The following is a 19,607-nucleotide window of genomic DNA, read 5'->3' as shown; positions in this document are numbered from 1 at the left end:
GGAGGTGCCCAAATGTCCGTCGTTTCTATGAAACAATTATTAGAAGCCGGTGTGCATTTTGGACATCAGACGCGCCGTTGGAACCCTAAAATGGCGCCTTATATCTTTGCTGAACGCAATGGTATTTATATTATTGACTTACAGAAAACTGTACGTCTCATGAAGGAAGCCTTTGACTTTGTCAAAGAAACAGTTGAGGATAACAAGCCTATTCTCTTCGTTGGGACCAAAAAACAGGCCCAAGAATCTATCCGTGATGAAGCAATCCGTGCGGGTGAATACTATGTGAATGAACGTTGGTTAGGCGGTATGCTGACCAACTACAAGACCATCAAAGCCCGTATCAAACGCCTCTTCGAGCTGGAAAAGATGGAAGAAGAAGGGACCCTCGAGTTACTCACCAAAAAAGAAAAATCCTTGCTCTTAGCTGAGAAAGAAAAACTCGAACGTTACCTCGGCGGCATCAAGAACATGCCTGAACTTCCGGGCGCTCTTTTCGTTATCGATCCGCGGAAAGAAAAAATTGCCGTTCATGAAGCCCGTAAGCTTGGTATCCCCGTTATTGCGGTTGTTGATACCAACTGTGACCCGGATGAAATTGATTATGTCATCCCGGGTAATGACGATGCCATTCGTGCCGTCAAATTGCTGACTTCCGTAATTGCAGATGCTGTCGTTGAAGCTAAACACGGCTTTGAAGAAGACACTGTCGCTGAAGCAGAAGCTGAATAATTGACTAACAGGTAACCGGTTGGCTTTGCCATTGGTTACCTTTTTTAAAGAAAGCTGTTAATGACTAAGGAGGTATCTTTGTGGCAAATATTACCGCTTCTATGGTAAAAGAACTTCGTGAAAAAACCGGCTCCGGCATGATGGATTGCAAGAAAGCCCTGCAGGAAACCGATGGCGACCTGGAAAAGGCCATTGACCTTTTGCGGGAAAAAGGAATGGCTGATTCCGCTAAAAAAGCTGGCCGGATTGCAGCTGAAGGGGTTATCGCTTCCTACCTGCACATGGGTGGCCGCATTGGGGTTATGGTTGAAGTCAACTGCGAAACCGACTTCGTAGCTAAAACCGATAACTTCAAAGAATTTGCGCAAAATATCGCTATGCATATTGCTGCAGCCAATCCGTCCTACTTAACCGCTGAAGAAGTGCCCGAAGAAGAACTGAACCACGAACGGGAAGTTTTAAAGGCACAAGCCTTAAACGAAAACAAACCGGAACACATCGTCGACAAAATGGTCGAAGGCCGGTTGAAAAAATACTATGCTGAAAATTGCCTCATGCAACAAGCCTACATCCGGGCTGAGCATGATGAAACCATCGAAGATGTGGTTAAGGCAGCAATCGCTGAATTTGGGGAAAACATCAAAATTCGCCGGTTTACGCGCTACGAAATGGGCGAAGGCTTAGAAAAACGTTCAGAAGACTTTGCTGCTGAAGTAGCTGCACAAGTCGGTCAAGGTTAAGCCAAAGGGGTCCATTTCATAGGAAATGGGCCCTTTTTTCTATATCTAGGAGGTTTGTATGGAAACACCTAAGTATAAACGCGTCATTATCAAACTGTCCGGGGAAGCCCTGGCCGGTGACCAAGGCTTCGGCCTGGAAAATAGCGTCCTGGATTCCTTGGCCGAACAAATCGGTGATATCATTGATTTGGGCGTTGAAGTGGCTGTCGTTGTTGGCGGCGGAAATATTTGGCGTGGCGTGGCCGGGTCCAAAAGGGGCATTGACCGGGCGACAGCCGACTACATGGGCATGCTGGCTACGGTGATTAACGCCCTGGCCCTCCAGGACATCCTTGAAAACCATGACATCGACACCCGGGTCCAGACCGCCATTGAAATGCGCCAGGTGGCCGAGCTCTATATTAAGCGCCGGGCCATCCGCCACTTGGAAAAGGGACGGGTCGTGATTTTTGGGGCCGGGACCGGGAATCCCTTCTTTTCGACAGATACTACTGCCGCCTTACGGGCAGCGGAAATTGAAGCGGAAGTCATCCTTATGGCGAAAAAGGTCGATGGCGTTTATGATTGCGATCCACAAACCAACGCCGATGCGAAGAAATTTGACCGCTTGTCCTATATCGATGTCTTGAACCGTGGCTTAAAGGTCATGGACAGCACGGCAACCTCTTTATGCATGGATAATGATATCCCCATCATCGTCTTCAACATGATGGAACGCGGGAATATGAAACGCGCACTTATGGGAGAACCTATTGGCACCTATGTAGGGAGTGAACAAGATGATTAATGACATTTTGAAAGACACTGAGAACCGGATGCAGTTATCGATTGAATCCTTGCGCACCGAGCTCAGCCGGATTCGTACCGGAAAGGCCAACATCTCTTTGCTCGACGGTATTACCGTTGAATACTATGGCACCCCGACGCCTTTAAACCAAGTGGCCAATATCAGCGCGCCGGAACCCCGGCTCTTAACGGTCCAACCTTGGGATAAGACCGTCGTCCAGGATATTGAAAAAGCCATCCTGGCCTCTGACCTGGGCATTACCCCCAATAACGATGGGCAGATCATCCGCCTGCCCCTGCCCCAGCTGACCCAGGAAGTCCGGGAAGACTTAGCCAAACAAGCCCGCAAGCGGGGCGAAGATGCTAAGGTCAGCGTCCGGAATATTCGCCGGGATGCGAATGACCAGGTCAAAAAGCTGGAAAAGAGCAAGGAAGTGGCTGAAGACGAAGCCAAATCCGCCCAGGATGACATCCAAAAATTAACCGATGACGCCGTTAAAAAGATTGACGCCGTTATCAGCGATAAAGAAAAAGAAGTCATGGAAATTTAACCTTAAGTCGGGCCTGGCCCGACTTTTTTTCTTGCCCGGAAAAGCCTTCCGGGCTTCTTCTATAATGGTCTTCATGAAGTCTTAATAGGCTAAGCCTGTTCACCTGCCGACGCTTATGATAAAATAGACCTATAATTTTATCTACAAGGTTAGAACGAGAGATGGGGTGGACGAATGAGCCATGCTGATGCAATAGAGACACGCATAAACCAACTGAAAGCGGGGAGCATCCCCCGGCACATCGGGATTATCATGGATGGCAATGGCCGCTGGGCAACCCTGAGGGGCTTGGCCCGGTTAAAGGGCCACCGGGCAGGGGTGGAAGCTGTTGACCGGGTCCTTGAAACGGTGATGGCCCTGGGCGTTGACTATCTAACGGTTTACGCCTTTTCAACAGAAAACTGGAAGCGCCCCACAGCAGAAGTCAGGGGGTTAATGGCCCTCCTGGTTGAATACCTGGATGCCAAACTGGACAAGCTCATGGCCAATGGCGTCTGCCTCAAGGCCATCGGTGACAAGGCCGGTTTGCCGGAAAAGGTGCAAGCAAGCTTAAAGCGGGTAGAAGAGAAGACCAAGGCCAATACAGGCCTGTATTTTAATATTGCCCTCAATTACGGTGGTCGCCAGGAAATCGTGCGGGCGGCCCGGGCCCTGGCTGAAGAAGTCCAGGCCGGCAGCCGGTCCCTGGAAGAGATTACCGAGGAAAGCCTGGCCGATAAGCTCTATACCGCCGGCCAACCGGACCCGGACTTCATCATCCGGTCCTCCGGGGAATTTCGGATTTCCAACTTTATGCTGTGGCAAATGGCCTATGCTGAGCTATGGCTGACGGATACCCTGTGGCCGGATTTTTCTGCAGACGACCTACTGGATGCAATCGCTGACTACCAAAAACGCAACCGGCGTTTTGGTGGCATCGATGCGAAAGGAAAAGTATGAGACAACGTATTATTACCGGGGTTATAGGCATCCCTGTGATTCTGCTTTGCCTATTTACAGTGCGGCCGCTCATGGTCCTTTTGGTGGCCGCCTTAATGGCCGCCGCCCTCTATGAACTGGCCCGGATGTATGCGCCGAAAAGGCTTGCCGCCTTCCTCTGGCTGCCGGCTTTGGGGGCTGCGGGCTTCCTCTTGACCTACCTCCTGGGCTGGTCAGACTGGCAGGGGATTGTGCTGGCCGTTTACCTGGTGGTCCTGGTGGCCCTGGGGGTCTTTGCTTATCCCCGGATTCCCATTCAGGATATCGCCTTTATGCTCCTGATGCTGGTCTATGGGGCCTGGACCTTCATGCATGCCCTGGCCCTTTACGATGTGCCCCGGGGCAGCTGGCTCCTCCTGATGGCCTTCCTGACGGTCTGGTTTTCAGACAGCGGGGCCTATTTTGTGGGCCGGGCCTTTGGCCAGCGGAAAATGGCTCCCCAACTGTCCCCGAATAAGACTATTGAAGGGGCCCTCGGGGGCCTGGCCTTTGCGGTCCTGGCCCTGCTCATTGCCAATGCCTTTATTAAGGCCCTGCCCAGCCCCCTGGCCACGATTTGTTTTGCCCTGGCCATCGCTGTGGTGGGAATCATAGGGGACCTTTTTGAAAGCTTATTAAAGCGGACTTTCGATGTCAAAGATTCAGGAAACATCCTTCCCGGCCATGGCGGTATCCTAGACCGCTTTGACAGCTTTATGCTGGTCTTGCCGGTGGTGAGCTACCTGCTGCCTTTCCTGGCGACTTTATAGAGATGAGAAAGGATAAGTATGACAAATATAGCAGTATTGGGCGCAACCGGCTCAATCGGTCAACAAACGCTCCAAGTGGTGGACGAACATCCATCACTTTTTTCTATAAGCGTCCTGGCCGGTTACCACAACGGGGCTCTTTTACGAGACCAAGCCCTGAAGTATAGGCCGCAAGCGGTTTTTATAACGGATGCCGCGACTTACAAAAGTTTACAGGCTGAGCTGACCCAGGCCGGGATTACTGTCCTGGATAGCTGGGACCAGCTGGCAGCCTTTTTAGCAGATGTGGATATCGTCCTCGGGGCCATATCCGGTGCGGCCGGCATTGAACCGACCTTAATCGCCCTGAAACTGGGAAAAACCGTAGCCCTGGCCAATAAGGAAACCCTGGTCGCAGCCGGTGACCTGGTGGCGGAGGCCTTGGCCAAGTATGGCGGGCGGATTATTCCGGTCGATAGTGAGCATTCAGCGATTTTTCAATGCCTGGAGGCCAATGGCCAGCCAGCTAAAATTTTACTCACTGCTTCCGGTGGCCCCTTCCGCCATTGGGCCAAAGATAAACTGGTAGGGATCCGCCCGGCAGATGCCCTCAGCCACCCCACCTGGGATATGGGCCGTAAGATAACCATTGACTCAGCGACCTTAATGAACAAGGGCCTTGAAGTCATTGAGGCCGTCCGCCTATTTGATATGCCGGGGGAAAAAATCCAGGTCCTGGTCCATGAAGAAAGCGTTGTCCACTCCATGGTCCAATGGGTAGATGGGACCGTCATGGCCCAACTGGGGACCGCCGATATGCGGCTTCCCATCCAATATGCCCTGGCCTGGCCCAAGCGGCTGGAGAATACCTTCCCCACCCTGGATTTGGCCGCCATCGGCACCCTTCACTTTGCCGAGCCCCGCTGGGAGGACTTTCCGGCCCTGAACCTGGCCTATAAGGCCCTGGACCGCGGGGGGATTATTCCGGCTGTCTTAAATGCAGCCAATGAAGTGGCTGTAGACCAGTTTTTGAAGGAGAAGATTGGCTTTTTGACCATCGCCGAGGTGGTGGCAACGACCATGCAGGCCTTTCAGGCGGAAGGGGTTGAGAGTCTGGCCCAGCTGCAAGCAATCGATGCCGAAGCCCGGGCTAAGGCCTTGACGATTTGTGCAGGTGATGGCCTATGATGTCCTTTATTATTGCTGTTTTGCTCCTGGGCTTTTTGGTATTTGTCCATGAATTTGGCCATTTTATTATTGCTAAAATTTCCGGGATGAATGTAGAAACCTTCAGTATCGGCATGGGGCCGGCGATATCTACCTTTAAAAAAGGCGGGACCGAGTACGTCATTGCGGCCATTCCAGCTGGTGGCTATGTCAGTGTGACCGGGGCCACCGGGGACCTGGACGAAGAAGACGCCCTAGACCCGGATGACCCCCGCCGCTACCCCAACCGGCCCCTCTTGCACCGGGCCTTTTTTGCCGCCGCCGGTCCCTTGATGAACCTCTTGGTTGCTGTCTTGATCTTTATGCTGGTGTTTATGTCGGTAGGCGTTGAAGTGCCTAAAATGGAAACGGATACCATCATCTCCACAGTTACTGATAAGAGTCCAGCCCAGGCGGCAGGTCTCCAGGCCGGTGACCGGGTCCTGGCGGTGGATGGCCAGGCGGTCAACAGCTGGGCCGCCTTGCAAAAGGCGATTGGTGACCAGAAGGGGGCGGCCCTCAACCTGCAAATTGACCGGCAGGGTCAGGTCCAGGAAGTGACCTTGATGCCCAAGTGGGACAAGAGCGAGGAGCGCTACCTCATCGGCATTGCCCATAAGACAGAGTATGAACAGCGGCAGCTATCCCCGCCGGAGGCCGCCAAGGCCAGCGTCAAAATGACCAAGCAAATGTCCATGCTCATTTTTGATGCAGTGGGTAACCTGGTTACCGGCAAGGCCTCCGTCAGCGATAAAGAAGAGGGCCTGGCCGGCCCGGTTGGTATTGTCAAAGCCATCGATGAATCCACCCAGCATGGCCTGGTCAATGTACTGATGCTGACCGCTGCCCTATCGGTCAACCTGGGCCTCCTAAACCTCTTGCCCATTCCCGCCCTGGACGGGAGCCGGCTCCTTTTCCTCTTACTGGAAGCGGTGCGAGGGAGACCGGTCAGTGCCGAAAAAGAAGGCCTGGTCAACCTGGTCGGTTTTGCCTTCTTAATGGGCTTGATGATTTATGTTACCTTTAACGATATATCACGATTGGTGTGAATAAAATGCTAGGAATGCGACATAAGACGCGGTCTTTCTACGTGCGGGACCTGGGCTTTGGGGGAGACCATCCCATTGTTGTCCAGTCTATGACCAATACGGATACCCATGACCTGGCGGCCACCCTGGCCCAGATTCGGGCCCTGGACCAAGCCGGGGCCCAACTGGTCCGGCTGGCTGTGCCGGATAAGGCGGCCATCCCGTTCCTGGAAAAACTGCTTGACCAGAGCCCGGTCCCTCTCGTGGCCGATATTCATTTTGATTATCGTTTGGCCTTGGCCGCCATTGCCTGTGGCGTCGATGGGGTCCGGATCAACCCCGGCAATATCGGTGGCCTTGACCGTTTCCGCCAGGTGATTAAGGCCTGTCTGGAAAAAGACACCCCCATGCGGATTGGGGTGAACTCCGGGTCTGTTGAAAAGAAATTACTGGAAAAATATGGCGGGCCCACACCGGAAGCCATGGTGGAAAGTTTATGCCAGCATGTCCGGGTCTGTGAAGAGGCCGGCTACGGCAAGCTGGTCCTGTCGGTCAAGGCCTCTAGTGTGCCGGAAATGGTCCGGGCCAACCGCCTGGCCGCTCAAGAACTGGACTACCCCCTCCACCTGGGGGTGACTGAAGCCGGTGGTGTCCGGATGGGGACCATTAAGTCTGCCGTAGGCATTGGGGCTCTCCTGGTCGACGGCATTGGCGATACCCTCCGGGTCTCCTTAAGTGGAGACCCTTTAAACGAACTGCCGGTGGCCTACGATATCCTCAAGGCCAGCGGTCGGCTCAAGCAGGGGGTCAATATCATTGCCTGTCCGACCTGTGGTCGGACGCAAATCGACCTGGTCCCCCTTTTGGAAGCCGTTGAAGAACGGACCCGCCACATCCAGCGGCCTTTAAATATTGCCGTCATGGGCTGTGCCGTCAATGGCCCCGGTGAAGCCCGGGAGGCCGATATCGGCATTGCCGGCGGTAAGGGAATGGGCCTTATTTTTAGAAAAGGCGAAATCGTGGCCAGGGCCAGCGAAGACCAGCTTCTGGCCAGCTTTGACCAACATTTACAACAACTCTTAATGGAGGACTCTGAATCATGAGAATGACGAATGCACTAATCCCAACCTTACGTGATGTGCCGGCTGATGCAGCGGTACCTAGCCACCAGTTGCTCCTCAAAGGCGGCTACATCTTACGGACGGCCGCCGGTTTATATAACTACCTCCCCCTAGGCCACCGGGTGCTGGCCAAGGTTGAAGCCATTGTCCGTGAAGAAATGGATCGGTTTGGGGGCCAGGAAGTTCTGATGCCCATCCTCCAGCCGGCCGAATTATGGGAAGAAAGTGGCCGCTGGGAGGTCTACGGTGAAGAACTCATGCGGATCAAGGACCGGCATGACCGGCAATTTTGCCTGGGGCCTACTCACGAAGAAGTCATCACCGACCTGGTCCGCCAGACCATTGGCTCTTACAAGGCCCTGCCCCTCCGGCTCTACCAGATGCAGAACAAGTATCGGGATGAGCGGCGGCCCCGGTTCGGTTTAATGCGGGGCCGGGAATTTGTCATGAAAGACCTCTATTCCTTTGACTTGGATGAAGCCGGTCTGGATGCGGCCTATGAAGATATGTACCAGGCCTACACCAATGTTTTTAACCGCTGTGGCCTGACCTTCCGCCCGGTATTGGCAGATGCCGGCCAAATCGGTGGGGGTTACACCCATGAATTTAACGTCTTAGCGGAGAATGGGGAGTCCGTCCTGGCCATTTGCCCGGATTGCGACTACGCCGCCAACCAGGAAATTGCCGAAGTCAAGGCCAGCCCGGTGACCTATCCGGCTGATGAGGCGGCCCTGGAAAAGGTTCATACCCCGGATGCGAAAACCATTGATGCCGTAGCGGCCTTTTTACAAGTCGACGAAAAACAATGCGCCAAGACCATGATGTTTGAAGCCGATGGAGACCTCATCTGTGTCCTCACCCTGGGCAATGATGAAGTAAATGAAGTGAAAATCCAAAAAATCCATCCCTGCGACCAGCTGGTCCTGGCCGACCAGGCCACCATTCGGACCTGGCTGGGGGCAGATCCCGGTTCCCTGGGCCCGGTGGGCATGCCGGAAGACATTCCCATCTATGCCGACCAGGCCCTCAAGGGTGGCCAGGGGCTTGTCGTGGGCGCCAATGAAAACGACTACCACTACACCCATGTGAACCTAGACCGGGATGCCAAGGTAGCCGCCTATGGCGACTTGCGGATGGTCGTAGAAGGGGACGCCTGCCCTGCCTGTGGGGCCCAATTGACTTTTACCCGGGGTATTGAAGTCGGGCAGATCTTTAAACTGGGGACCAAGTATTCAGAAGCCATGGGGGCCACCGTTCTAGATGAAAACGGTAAAGCCCGGCCGCTGATTATGGGTTGCTACGGCATCGGGGTTAGCCGGACAGTGGCTGCCGCTGTCGAGCAGCACCATGATGACCGGGGGATTATTTGGCCCAAGAGCCTCGCCCCCTACCAGGTTCACCTGATTGCCGTCAACATGAAAGATGAAACCCTGGCAGCCATCGCTGAAAAGACCTATAAAGCCTTAACGGATGCAGGCCTTGAAGTTTTATTCGACGACCGCAAGGAGCGGGCTGGCGTGAAGTTTAACGATGCCGACTTAATCGGTATCCCCATCCAGCTCATCATCGGTAAAGGCACCGTCGAAAATGGTGAGATTGAATGGAAGGACCGCCGGACCGGTGAAAAACAAATGGTCCAGCCCGCGGCCCTCATCCAGGCAGTTAAAGCATTTTATGATTATGAATAGGGGGATTTTATGTCGATTCTAGTCAAAAAAGATTTTACCGAAGGACTAGAAGAACATGTAAAAGACTTTCTTGAACGCGCGACCATCCAGCAGCTGGAAATCCAGACCCGGTCGAAGCGGATTTTAATGACCCTCAAGGTCCCGTATTGGCCGGCGGTTCAGCTTAAAACAGAAATCAACCGCTACCTGCAGGGCTGCTACCCGGCAGATGTCCAGCTGGATATCAAGCTGGTCTGTCAGCAGCTGACGGCCATCAGCGACCTCCTACAGGCGCCCAAACTCTTTTTGGCCTACCTGGGGGAAGACTACCCCCAGTTGACACCCTGGTTGTCTGAATGCGATTTTACTGACGGGGCCAAGGGCCTCCAGGTCAATGTCCACTCGGATATGGTCCTCCGGCGCTTGCAAAAGGCCGGCGCCGAGAGGTGCCTGGCCCAATGGCTGGAAGAGCGGGGGAGGGCAGGGGCCGTAGTGACCCTGGTCCGGAGCGACGAGGAAGAACCGCCTGCAGAACCCTTAAATATGCTCAAGGAAGAGCCCACGCCGGTGCCGGCAGTTCCCAGCTGCCGGCGTGGGGTGAGCCCGGCCGCGGCTGCAACCGGGGCCAAGGGGGCCCATATCATTTATGGCAAGACCATCAACCAGGTGCCGGTGGAGATTGCTGAAATCACCGAAGAGGAAAATAAGGTCTGCTGTGCCGGCCGACTCTTTGACATCGACGGTCGGGAGCTGAAGAGCGACCGGGGCCTCATTGTTTTCAGCATTACCGACCAGACAGACAGCATTGAATGCCGGCTCTTCTGCGATAAAAAGGAAGTCAAAGACCTCCTGGACCAGCTGAAAAGTGCCGATGGGGTCTGCTTAAATGGTCGAGCCCAAGTCGACCGCTATAGCCAGGAGCTGGTCCTTATGGTTAATAACATCAACCATAAGACCCTGGCCTGCCGGATTGACCAGGCCACAGAAAAACGGGTGGAACTCCACCTCCACACCCAGATGAGCAATATGGATGGGGTGTCCAGCCTCAAGACCCTGGTCTCCCTGGCAGCCCAGCTGGGCCATTCAGCCATCGCCATTACTGACCACGGGGTGGTCCAGTCCTTTCCCCAGGCCTATGACCTGGGCAAAAAGTTGGGTATTAAGATTATTTACGGGATGGAGGCCTATATCTTTGATGACGCTATCCCGGAGAACCAAAAGCCGAAAACCTACCACTGTATTCTCCTGGTTAAAAATATGACCGGCCTACTGAACCTCTATAAGCTGACCACCGAATCCCACCTCCGCTATTACAAGAGACGACCGCGGATTCCCAAACGGCTCATCAACTATGCCCGGGAAGGGCTCATCATCGGTAGTGCCTGTGAAGCCGGTGAGCTCATGCAGTACCTGATCCACCATCCGGATGATGAAGCCGGCCTGGAAGACCTGGCTCAGTTTTATGACTATGTGGAAATTCAGCCGGTGGACAACAATGCCTTTATGATTCGCAAGGACATTGTCAGCAGCCGGGAGGACCTCCAGGACTTAAACCGCCGCCTCTTCAGCCTGGGGCGGAAGCTGGGCAAGCCGGTCGTGGCCACCTGTGACGTCCATTTTGCCAATGCTGAAGATGCCATTTTCAGGACCATCCTCATGGCCGGCAAGGGTTTCCAGGATGCCGAACAGCAGGCCCCCCTGTATTATCGGAATACCGATGAAATGCTGGCCGAGTTCGCCTACCTGGGGGAGGAAGATGCCTACGATGTAGTGGTCACTGCCCCCAACCGGATTGCAGACCAGATTGAAGAAGTCAAACCCGTGCCGGATGAACTTTTTCCGCCGGAAATAGAGGGGGCTGAAGAAGAAATCAAGCGGCTCACCTATGAAAAGGCCCATGCCTTATATGGTGACCCCCTGCCGGATATCGTTGAAGCCCGGATTGGAAAGGAACTCAAGGCCATTATTGGGAACGGTTTTTCCGTTCTCTACCTGATTGCCCATAAGTTGGTCAAAAAATCCAATGAAGATGGCTACCTGGTCGGGTCCCGGGGGTCAGTCGGCTCGTCCGTGGTGGCCTACTTCACAGATATTACAGAGGTAAATGCCTTACCGCCCCACTACCGGTGCCCGGCCTGCCAGTACAGCGATTTTGCCAATGAAGCCGGTGCCGGTACAGGGATTGACCTTCCGCGCGAAACCTGCCCCCACTGCGGAGCGGATTTGGAAAAAGATGGCTTTGATATTCCCTTTGAAATTTTCCTGGGCTTTAAAGGAGATAAGGTTCCTGATATTGACCTGAACTTTTCCGGCGAATACCAGCCTTCAGCCCATGCCTTTACCGAGGTTCTTTTCGGTAAAGACAATGTTTTCCGGGCCGGCACCATTGCAACAGTGGCTGAAAAAACAGCCTATGGCTATGTGCGGAAATTTTACGAAGAACGGGGCGAAGTCCACCGAAGTGCAGAAATGAATCGGCTTCGGAACGGGTGTACCGGTGTGAAGCGGACCACCGGTCAGCATCCCGGCGGCCTGATGGTTATCCCCAAGGGATTAGATGTCCACCAATTCACCCCCCTGCAGCGGCCGGCTGATGATGTGAAAACAGAAATCGTCACCACCCACTTTGACTACCACTCCATCAACGACCGCCTGGTTAAACTGGATATCCTAGGCCATGATGACCCGACTGTCATCAAAATGCTGGGAGACCTCACCGGTCTGGAGGCCCGGCATGTGCCCCTGGATGACCCGGCCACCATGTCCCTCTTTTCCTCGACCGAGGCCCTGGGGGTCAGCCCGGAAGCCCTGGGTTCACCGGTGGCAACCTATGGGGTCCCCGAGTTCAATACCAAGTTTACCCGGCAGATGCTGGAGGACATCAAACCGCAAACCTTCGCCGAATTGCTCCGTATCAGCGGTTTTTCCCATGGGACAGACGTGTGGCTGAATAATGCCCAGGACCTGATTCGGAGTGGGACGGCCACCGCCACGGAAACCATATCGACCCGGGATGACATCATGCTCTTTTTAATTGATAAAGGCATGGACTTCAGCCTTTCTTTTAAAATCATGGAAAGTGTGCGGAAGGGGAGAGGGCTTAGCGAAGACCAGCATGCTGCAATGGTCGAAAGCCATATCCCCGACTGGTTTATAAAATCCTGTGAAAAAATCAAGTACTTATTCCCCAAGGCCCACGCCGTTGCCTATGTAATGATGGCCTACCGGATTGCCTGGTTTAAGATTAACCATCCCCTGGCCTTTTACGCCGCCTACTTCACCGTCCGGGGGGCAGATGAGTTCGACTTAGAGACTGTCCTTGGAGGAGAGACGGTTGTACAGGGGAAAATTAAAAACATTTACAATAGCGGCCGGGACGCCTCAGCCAAAGACAAGGCCTCCGTTAGTGTCCTGGAAGTCGCCTTGGAACTTTTGCTCCGGGGCTTTCATGTCCTGCCGGTTGATATTAAAAGCTCTGACCCGACCAAGTTTACCATTGTAGGTGACGCCCTTTTGCCGCCACTGGTGGCCATTCCCGGCCTGGGTCAGACCATCGCCAATACCATTGCTCTGGCCCGAGAAGAGAAAGCCTTCATTTCTATTGAAGACCTGAAAGGCCGGGGAAAGGTTGGCGAGACCATGGTGGCAGAAATGGCAAGAATGGGCATTTTGAAGGACATGCCTGCAAGTAATCAAATCAATCTTTTCTAAGCCCTTTTTAACTGTTGAAATCTACAAAAAGCAGCAATAAGAAAAACTTATTGAAAATCCGCTACAGATGGATGGTTAAAATTGAATTAGAAAGCTAAATATGTTAAAGTAGAGCTAAGGGGTATACAACTTATTCAATTTTGAGGAGGAAAACCGTGTCTATTAAAGAAAAAGAATCGGTTGCTTCAACTGCTGCTGCAGAAGGCAAAAAACCGAAAAACATGAAAACAATGGACGGTAACACCGCTGCTGCTCACGTATCTTACTTATTTACCGATGTTGCAGCTATCTACCCGATTACGCCGTCTTCCCCGATGGCAGAAAAAGTCGACGTATGGAGCGCTCAAGGCCGTAAGAACCTTTTCGACCAAACTGTTAAAGTTGTCGAAATGGAATCTGAAGCCGGTGCTGCTGGTGCCGTTCACGGCTCTTTAGCTGCCGGTGCCCTGACTTCCACTTATACATCTTCCCAAGGCTTACTCTTAATGCTGCCGGTTATGTATAAGATTGCCGGGGAATTACTTCCGACTGTTTTCCAAGTGGCTGCACGTGCTGTCGCTACCCACGCTTTATCTATCTTCGGCGACCATTCCGACGTTATGGCTTGCCGGGGTACCGGTTTTGCTATGTTGGCCAGCTCCAGTGTTCAGGAAGTTATGGACATCGGGAGTGTCGCTCAACTCTCTGCCATCAAAGCCCGTTTACCGTTTATCCACTTCTTTGACGGTTTCCGGACTTCTCACGAAATCCAAAAAATCGAAGTCATTGATGAAGATTTCTTAAGAAGCCAAGTAGACTACGAAGCGGTTAAAGAATTCCGTGAAAGAAGCCTCAATCCGGAAAAACCGGTCATCAAAGGGACCAACCAAAACCCGGATATCTTCTTCCAACAACGTGAAGGTATCAACCAAAACTATGTTGACGTTGTAGGCGTTGTAGAAGACTACCTGAAAGCCGTTTCTGAAGAAACCGGCCGCGACTACAAAATCTTCAACTACTATGGTGCTGAAGATGCAGAAAACATTGTTGTTGCTATGGGTTCTGTTTGTGAAGCTCTTGAAGAAGTTATCGATTACAAAGCCGCTCAAGGCGAAAAAGTCGGTATGATTGAAGTTCACCTGTTCCGGCCCTGGAGCAGCAAGCACTTCTTTGATGTATTACCGAAAACCGTTAAAAAAATCAGCGTCTTAGACCGCTCCAAAGAACCGGGCTCCCTCGGCGAAGCGCTCTATGAAGACGTTAAGACCATGTTCTATGATGCTGACATTCATCCGCTCATCATCGGTGGTCGTTATGGTTTAGGTTCTAAAGATGTCACCCCGGCACAACTGATCGCCGTTTATGACAACTTAGCTAAAGAAGAACCGAAAAACCACTTCACCGTCGGGATTGTTGATGACGTTACCCATACTTCCCTGGAAGTTGGCGCACCTGTCACCACCAGCCCGGATGACTGCATTGCTTGTCGGTTCTGGGGTTACGGCTCTGACGGTACCGTTGGTGCAAACAAAGACGCTATTGCCATCATTGGTGACAATACCGATATGTATGCCCAAGGTTACTTCTCCTATGACTCCAAAAAATCCGGTGGTGTTACCATTTCCTCTTTACGTTTCGGGAAATCCAAGATTCGCTCCACCTACCAAATCGACCAAGCAGACTATGTTGCTTGCCATAAATCCAGCTATGTGAACTCCTATGATGTCCTCGAAGGCTTAAAACCGGGCGGCACCTTCCTGCTCAACTGCACCTGGAGCGATGAAGAGCTGAACACCCACCTGCCGGCTCATATGAAACGCTACATTGCTGAAAACGACATTAAATTTTACACCATTGATGCGGCTACCGTAGCTCAAGAAATCGGCTTAGGCAACCGTACCAACATGGTTACCCAAACAGCTTTCTTCAAATTGACCGAAGTTATTCCTTTTGAAGATGCCGTTCGTCTCCTCAAAGAAGCCATTCAAAAAACCTATGGCAGAAAAGGTGACGCCGTTGTTAACATGAACAACGAAGCTGTTGATAAAGCAATCGAAGTTCTCCACAAAGTCGAAGTACCGGCTGACTGGAAAAACGCTGAAGATGGCGCAGAAGAAGGCGTTCGTTGCTCTCACGAACCTGAATTCATCCGCAAAGTCTTCCGCCCGATGCTGGCTCAAGCCGGTGACAAACTCCCGGTTAGCGCCTTTGTCGGCTTAGAAGATGGTGCTTATCCGAGTGGTACCACCAAATTCGAAAAACGTATGCCGGCCCTCTTCGTTCCTGAATGGATTCCGGAAAACTGCATCCAGTGTAACCAATGCTCCCTGGTTTGCCCGCATGCTGTTATCCGTCCCTTCGTATTAGACGAAGAAGAAGCTGCCAACGCACCTGAAGACATGACCCTGGTTGACGCTAAGGGTAAAGAATTTGCAGGCATGAAATTCCGCATGCAAGTTAGCCCGATGGACTGCTTAGGCTGCGGTAGCTGCATTAACACCTGCCCGGCTAAAGAAAAAGCCCTCAAATTTGCTCCGGTGGAACAAGAAGCCGAAAAAGAACGCGACCATTGGATCTACATGACCCATAAGGTCAGCAACAAGGCTCACTTAACCAACACCACCACCAGCAAAGGCGTTCAATTCAAGGTTCCTCTGCTTGAATTCTCCGGCGCTTGCGCAGGTTGCGGCGAAACCCCGTATGCTAAACTGATTACCCAATTCTTCGGCGATCGGATGATGATTGCAAACGCTACCGGTTGCTCCTCCATCTGGGGCGCTCCGGCACCGAGCCTGGCTTACACCACCAACGAAAAGGGTCAAGGTCCTGCTTGGCAGAACTCTCTGTTCGAAAACAACGCTGAGTTCGGTATGGGTATGGTTGTTGCTGACAAGCAAATGAAACTCAAATTAAAAGACCTGCTCAAACAAGTTTCTGAAGGTAGCTATGACGCTGACCTGAAAGAAGCTGCTGACAAATGGTTAGCCAATATCGATGACCGTAACGTTGAAGAAGTTTCTGCTGCTGCAGACGTTATCGTTAAGGCTGTTGAAGGTTCTGACGATGAAGTCCTTCACGCCATCGACGATGTCCACGGCTTCCTCAAAGTTCGTAGCCAATGGATCTTCGGCGGCGACGGCTGGGCTTATGACATCGGTTACGGCGGCTTAGACCACGTTCTGGCTTCTGGCGAAAACGTCAATGTCTTCGTATTTGACACTGAAGTTTACTCCAACACCGGTGGTCAAGCATCTAAATCCACCCCGACTGCAGCTATCGCTCAGTTCGCTGCTGACGGTAAACGTACTAATAAGAAAGACCTTGGTATGATGGCTGTTACCTATGGTAACGTTTATGTTGCTCAAATCGCTATGGGCGCTAACATGAACCAAACCTGTAAAGCCATCCAGGAAGCTGAAGCTTATGATGGGCCGTCCCTCATCATCGCTTACGCAACCTGCATCAACCACGGTATCCGTAAAGGCATGGGCGTCAGCCAAGCCCACATGAAAGACGCTGTTGAATGTGGTTACTGGCACCTGTGGCGCTACAATCCGGAACTCAAAGACCAAGGGAAGAACCCCTTCATCCTTGACTCCAAAGAACCGGATTATGATAAGTTCGATGACTTCATCAAGAGCGAAGTTCGTTACACCTCTCTTGCTAAAGCGCTTCCTGAAAAAGCTCAACAGCTTTTCGATCTCACCAGAGAACGCAGCAAAGAACGTTACGACTCCTACAAAGCCCTGGCCAACCAAGAATAATTGTATACCAAAAGGAACCGGACACTTGTCCGGTTCCTTTTTTTGCTTTTCTGAAGAAATGATGGACGCATCACTTCGGTTTTTTATGCAGCTCTTTTATAGGTAACGTGCTATACTATATAAAATAGGCGGTTAAGACACTTTCGGAAAATGGAGTGGTACGATGATTAAAAACAGGCTCGATAAGCAAAAACACTACTTTAATACCGGCGTGACCCGTAGCCTGGCGTTTCGCAAGCGCGTCCTCCTGGCCTTAAAAGCAGCCATCCAGCGGTATGAAAAACCCCTGGTTGAAGCTCTGGCAGCAGACTTGAACAAGTCTGCCTATGAAAGTTACATGACCGAAATTGGCCTGGTTATCCAGGAGATTAACCACCATCTCAAGTCCGTGGACAAGTGGATGAAGCCTGTGCGTCATCGGGTGGGTCTCAATGCTTTCCCGGGGAAGGCCTATACCTTAGCAGAACCCTATGGCCTCGTCCTCATCTTATCACCCTGGAATTATCCTGTGAACCTGACCCTCATGCCCCTGGTAGGGGCCTTAGCCGCCGGTAACTGTGTAGCCTTAAAACCGTCGGAGTTTTCGCCCTATACCACGGCTGTCTTGCAAAAAATGTTCCAGGAAAGCTTTTCAGACCAGCTCATCAGCGTCTTCGTCGGGGATGCCAGCCTGAGTGAACGCCTCCTGGAAGAGCGCTATGACTACATCTTCTTTACAGGTAGCAGCCCTATTGGCAAAAAAGTCATGAGCGCCGCTGCCAACCACCTGACCCCGGTCACCCTTGAACTAGGTGGAAAGTCGCCCTGCATCATCACTGCCGATGCCGACTTGTCCCTGGCGGCCAAGCACATCGCCTTTGGTAAAATCCTTAACGCCGGCCAAACTTGCGTAGCGCCGGACTACGTCCTAGCTGATGCCAAAATCCTGGATCGGTTTGTCCTTGCTTTTTCCCAGGCTGTCCAAGACCAACTACCAGATGGACTAAACACAAAGGACTACCCTAAAATCATTAATCGCCAACACTTTGACCGCCTTTTGCGGCTCATGGCAGATGGCGAAATCCTCGTCGGTGGCCAAGTCGATGCAGATAAGCACCGCATTGCCCCGACGGTCATCAGCCAGCTTTCGGCAGATGATGCCATCATGCAGGAAGAAATCTTTGGCCCCCTGCTGCCTATCCTACCTGTTCAGTCAGAGGAGGAGGCCCTTGACTTTATTAGCCAACGGGAAAAACCCCTGGCCACCTATATCTTCAGTCAAGATAAGCAAAAGCAAGAGCGACTATTAAGGTGCCTGTCTTACGGGGGCGCTTGCATTAACGACACCATTTCCCAGATTACCTGCCAAGGCCTGCCCTTTGGTGGGGTGGGCTATAGTGGCATGGGCGCCTACCATGGGGCCTATAGCTTCCGGACCTTTAGTCATGAGAAAAGCATCTATAAAAAATCCCCCATCTTTGACCTGCCGGTGAAGTATGGCCCCTATCCTCGTAGCTACCGGCTACTCAAGTGGATTATGCGGTAAGTCAATCAAAGGACAATAAAGGCTAAACCGTTAATCTAATAAATCTGTGCAAAAGTTTAAAGTAGGAGGTATCTATGTATTGCCCAAAGTGTGGTAAGGAAATAACCAATAAAGCAAAAATTTGTACCAATTGTGGCGAAAATTGTGGCCCATTGTTTCAAAAAAAGACAAAAAACAAGAAGACCATTGGTATTGTCATTGGGGTCATCCTCGGGCTATTCTTAATTGTTGCCGCCATCAATGCTTTCGGTGTAGGTGAGGCTGGAGAGGATGCGGGTGCTGGAGATAAAATAGCGGCTAAGCTATTAAATAATTTTGATGGAGCGGAGGAAGTCCGTCTAGTGGAAGGGTATTACGGCTCCTTAGTCGATTTCTTGAAAAGCGATGGTGAAGATGCCAGTATCTATAACTACCTATCTTCTGACAGCCCGCTGGCATCCGATTTAAATTCAAACAGTGGCACAGGAGTGAATGCGGATATGATCCTTGGTCTGGCGAATGAATCGCTGAGCAGCTCCCGCGTGGGCAAATTTATCCAGTTAGATATCGAATCAGAAACAGCCGGTTCCTATCTAGAAGATAGCACAATAAAAACAGGCGCCGACCAGGCAAGTGCCGAATATACCGTTCAACTAACACTGCAATTAATGACAGGCATATATAATCCCAAGCAAACAGGCGAGGATCATGTTAGAGTTGATTTTGTGAAAGAAGAGGGCGAGTGGAAAATTTACGATATAGAGAGCCTAGAAACAAGTGCTTAGGTAGACTGGCAAGTCGCTTATATAAGCACTTGCCTGGCCTTTGCAACATCGCCATTTTGGAGGTATTTTTAGGGTAGGTAAAAATATCCTGTAAAAAGCCTTGCAAGCATAAAAGACAATATAATAGCACCATTTCATCCTTGTCCCTGATCAATTAGAATTTGGTCAGGGACAACATATTTTCTCTTGCAATTCCAGACGCTATCTGATAAGATGGATATCCAATCAAGAAGTGCCATCTGAAAAATTTACAGACTGGAAACTTCCACTTGACATAATTGGGGATTATTGGTAAAATAATTCATGCCTTTTAATAAGGTGACCAAT

At 51.7% G+C, this 19,607-nt stretch carries 14 protein-coding genes; all 14 read left to right on the top strand.

The annotated features are described in order from the left end of the window. Nucleotides 1-12 precede the first annotated feature (12 nt). Entirely contained in the window at nt 13-732 is a 720-nt protein-coding gene (gene rpsB / locus ACKQTC_RS07420; protein WP_408977809.1) for a 30S ribosomal protein S2, read from the top strand. An 80-nt stretch (nt 733-812) separates the two neighbouring features. Further along, complete coding sequence (gene tsf / locus ACKQTC_RS07415) at nt 813-1,472, top strand: translation elongation factor Ts (protein WP_408977808.1); 660 nt, start codon at nt 813-815, stop codon at nt 1,470-1,472. A gap of 58 nt (nt 1,473-1,530) precedes the next feature. Next, nucleotides 1,531-2,259 carry a UMP kinase gene (pyrH, locus tag ACKQTC_RS07410; protein WP_408977807.1) on the top strand — a complete coding sequence of 243 codons (729 nt, stop codon included), beginning with the start codon at nt 1,531-1,533 and terminating at the stop codon, nt 2,257-2,259. Beyond that, a complete protein-coding gene (frr, locus tag ACKQTC_RS07405; RefSeq protein WP_408977806.1) occupies nt 2,252-2,809 on the top strand; it encodes a ribosome recycling factor in 558 nt (185 codons plus the stop codon). Before pyrH ends, frr begins: the two co-directional genes overlap by 8 nt. Nucleotides 2,810-2,983: 174 nt before the next feature. Beyond that, a complete protein-coding gene (locus ACKQTC_RS07400; protein WP_408977805.1) occupies nt 2,984-3,748 on the top strand; it encodes an isoprenyl transferase in 765 nt (254 codons plus the stop codon). After that, nucleotides 3,745-4,536: a phosphatidate cytidylyltransferase gene (locus tag ACKQTC_RS07395; RefSeq protein ID WP_408977804.1), complete on the top strand. Its 792-nt coding sequence runs from the start codon at nt 3,745-3,747 to the stop codon at nt 4,534-4,536. Before ACKQTC_RS07400 ends, ACKQTC_RS07395 begins: the two co-directional genes overlap by 4 nt. Before the next feature lie 18 nt (nt 4,537-4,554). Beyond that, nucleotides 4,555-5,703, top strand: coding sequence for a 1-deoxy-D-xylulose-5-phosphate reductoisomerase (gene dxr, locus ACKQTC_RS07390; RefSeq protein WP_408977803.1), 1,149 nt, complete (start codon nt 4,555-4,557; stop codon nt 5,701-5,703). Continuing rightward, nucleotides 5,700-6,770: an RIP metalloprotease RseP gene (rseP, locus tag ACKQTC_RS07385; RefSeq protein ID WP_408977802.1), complete on the top strand. Its 1,071-nt coding sequence runs from the start codon at nt 5,700-5,702 to the stop codon at nt 6,768-6,770. The genes dxr and rseP overlap by 4 nt, the downstream gene beginning before the upstream one ends. 5 nt (nt 6,771-6,775) lie before the next feature. After that, nucleotides 6,776-7,852: a flavodoxin-dependent (E)-4-hydroxy-3-methylbut-2-enyl-diphosphate synthase gene (ispG, locus tag ACKQTC_RS07380; protein WP_408977801.1), complete on the top strand. Its 1,077-nt coding sequence runs from the start codon at nt 6,776-6,778 to the stop codon at nt 7,850-7,852. Continuing rightward, the gene (locus ACKQTC_RS07375) at nt 7,849-9,558 is read left to right on the top strand and encodes a proline--tRNA ligase (protein WP_408977800.1); all 1,710 of its coding nucleotides are present in this window, start codon (nt 7,849-7,851) and stop codon (nt 9,556-9,558) included. Before ispG ends, ACKQTC_RS07375 begins: the two co-directional genes overlap by 4 nt. A 9-nt stretch (nt 9,559-9,567) precedes the next feature. Further along, the gene (locus ACKQTC_RS07370) at nt 9,568-13,248 is read left to right on the top strand and encodes a PolC-type DNA polymerase III (RefSeq protein ID WP_408977799.1); all 3,681 of its coding nucleotides are present in this window, start codon (nt 9,568-9,570) and stop codon (nt 13,246-13,248) included. Between the two features lie 221 nt (nt 13,249-13,469). Beyond that, a complete protein-coding gene (gene nifJ, locus ACKQTC_RS07365; RefSeq protein ID WP_408977852.1) occupies nt 13,470-16,991 on the top strand; it encodes a pyruvate:ferredoxin (flavodoxin) oxidoreductase in 3,522 nt (1,173 codons plus the stop codon). A 163-nt stretch (nt 16,992-17,154) separates the two neighbouring features. Beyond that, nucleotides 17,155-18,516, top strand: a complete 1,362-nt coding sequence (locus ACKQTC_RS07360; protein ID WP_408977798.1) for an aldehyde dehydrogenase — start codon at nt 17,155-17,157, stop codon at nt 18,514-18,516. A gap of 74 nt (nt 18,517-18,590) precedes the next feature. Continuing rightward, nucleotides 18,591-19,280, top strand: coding sequence for a zinc ribbon domain-containing protein (locus tag ACKQTC_RS07355; RefSeq protein ID WP_408977797.1), 690 nt, complete (start codon nt 18,591-18,593; stop codon nt 19,278-19,280). The last annotated feature ends 327 nt before the right edge of the window (nt 19,281-19,607 follow it).

Origin of the sequence: Peptococcus simiae (assembly GCF_046097595.1) — a bacterium.
In the GTDB taxonomy this organism is placed as follows: domain Bacteria; phylum Bacillota; class Peptococcia; order Peptococcales; family Peptococcaceae; genus Peptococcus; species Peptococcus simiae.
Note: the sequence above shows the minus strand (reverse complement) of the source record. Positions and strands in the feature narration are given on the sequence as shown.

Excerpts from the sequence above, each read along its gene's own strand:
- rseP (WP_408977802.1), top strand. The coding sequence starts at position 5,700 with ATGATGTCCTTTATTATTGCTGTTTTGCTCCTGGGCTTTTTGGTATTT.
- ACKQTC_RS07370 (WP_408977799.1), top strand. The coding sequence starts at position 9,568 with ATGTCGATTCTAGTCAAAAAAGATTTTACCGAAGGACTAGAAGAACAT.
- ACKQTC_RS07375 (WP_408977800.1), top strand. The coding sequence starts at position 7,849 with ATGAGAATGACGAATGCACTAATCCCAACCTTACGTGATGTGCCGGCT.
- pyrH (WP_408977807.1), top strand. The coding sequence starts at position 1,531 with ATGGAAACACCTAAGTATAAACGCGTCATTATCAAACTGTCCGGGGAA.
- ACKQTC_RS07395 (WP_408977804.1), top strand. The coding sequence starts at position 3,745 with ATGAGACAACGTATTATTACCGGGGTTATAGGCATCCCTGTGATTCTG.
- nifJ (WP_408977852.1), top strand. The coding sequence starts at position 13,470 with ATGAAAACAATGGACGGTAACACCGCTGCTGCTCACGTATCTTACTTA.
- rpsB (WP_408977809.1), top strand. The coding sequence starts at position 13 with ATGTCCGTCGTTTCTATGAAACAATTATTAGAAGCCGGTGTGCATTTT.
- ACKQTC_RS07360 (WP_408977798.1), top strand. The coding sequence starts at position 17,155 with ATGATTAAAAACAGGCTCGATAAGCAAAAACACTACTTTAATACCGGC.
- ACKQTC_RS07400 (WP_408977805.1), top strand. The coding sequence starts at position 2,984 with ATGAGCCATGCTGATGCAATAGAGACACGCATAAACCAACTGAAAGCG.
- dxr (WP_408977803.1), top strand. The coding sequence starts at position 4,555 with ATGACAAATATAGCAGTATTGGGCGCAACCGGCTCAATCGGTCAACAA.
- ACKQTC_RS07355 (WP_408977797.1), top strand. The coding sequence starts at position 18,591 with ATGTATTGCCCAAAGTGTGGTAAGGAAATAACCAATAAAGCAAAAATT.
- frr (WP_408977806.1), top strand. The coding sequence starts at position 2,252 with ATGATTAATGACATTTTGAAAGACACTGAGAACCGGATGCAGTTATCG.
- ispG (WP_408977801.1), top strand. The coding sequence starts at position 6,776 with ATGCTAGGAATGCGACATAAGACGCGGTCTTTCTACGTGCGGGACCTG.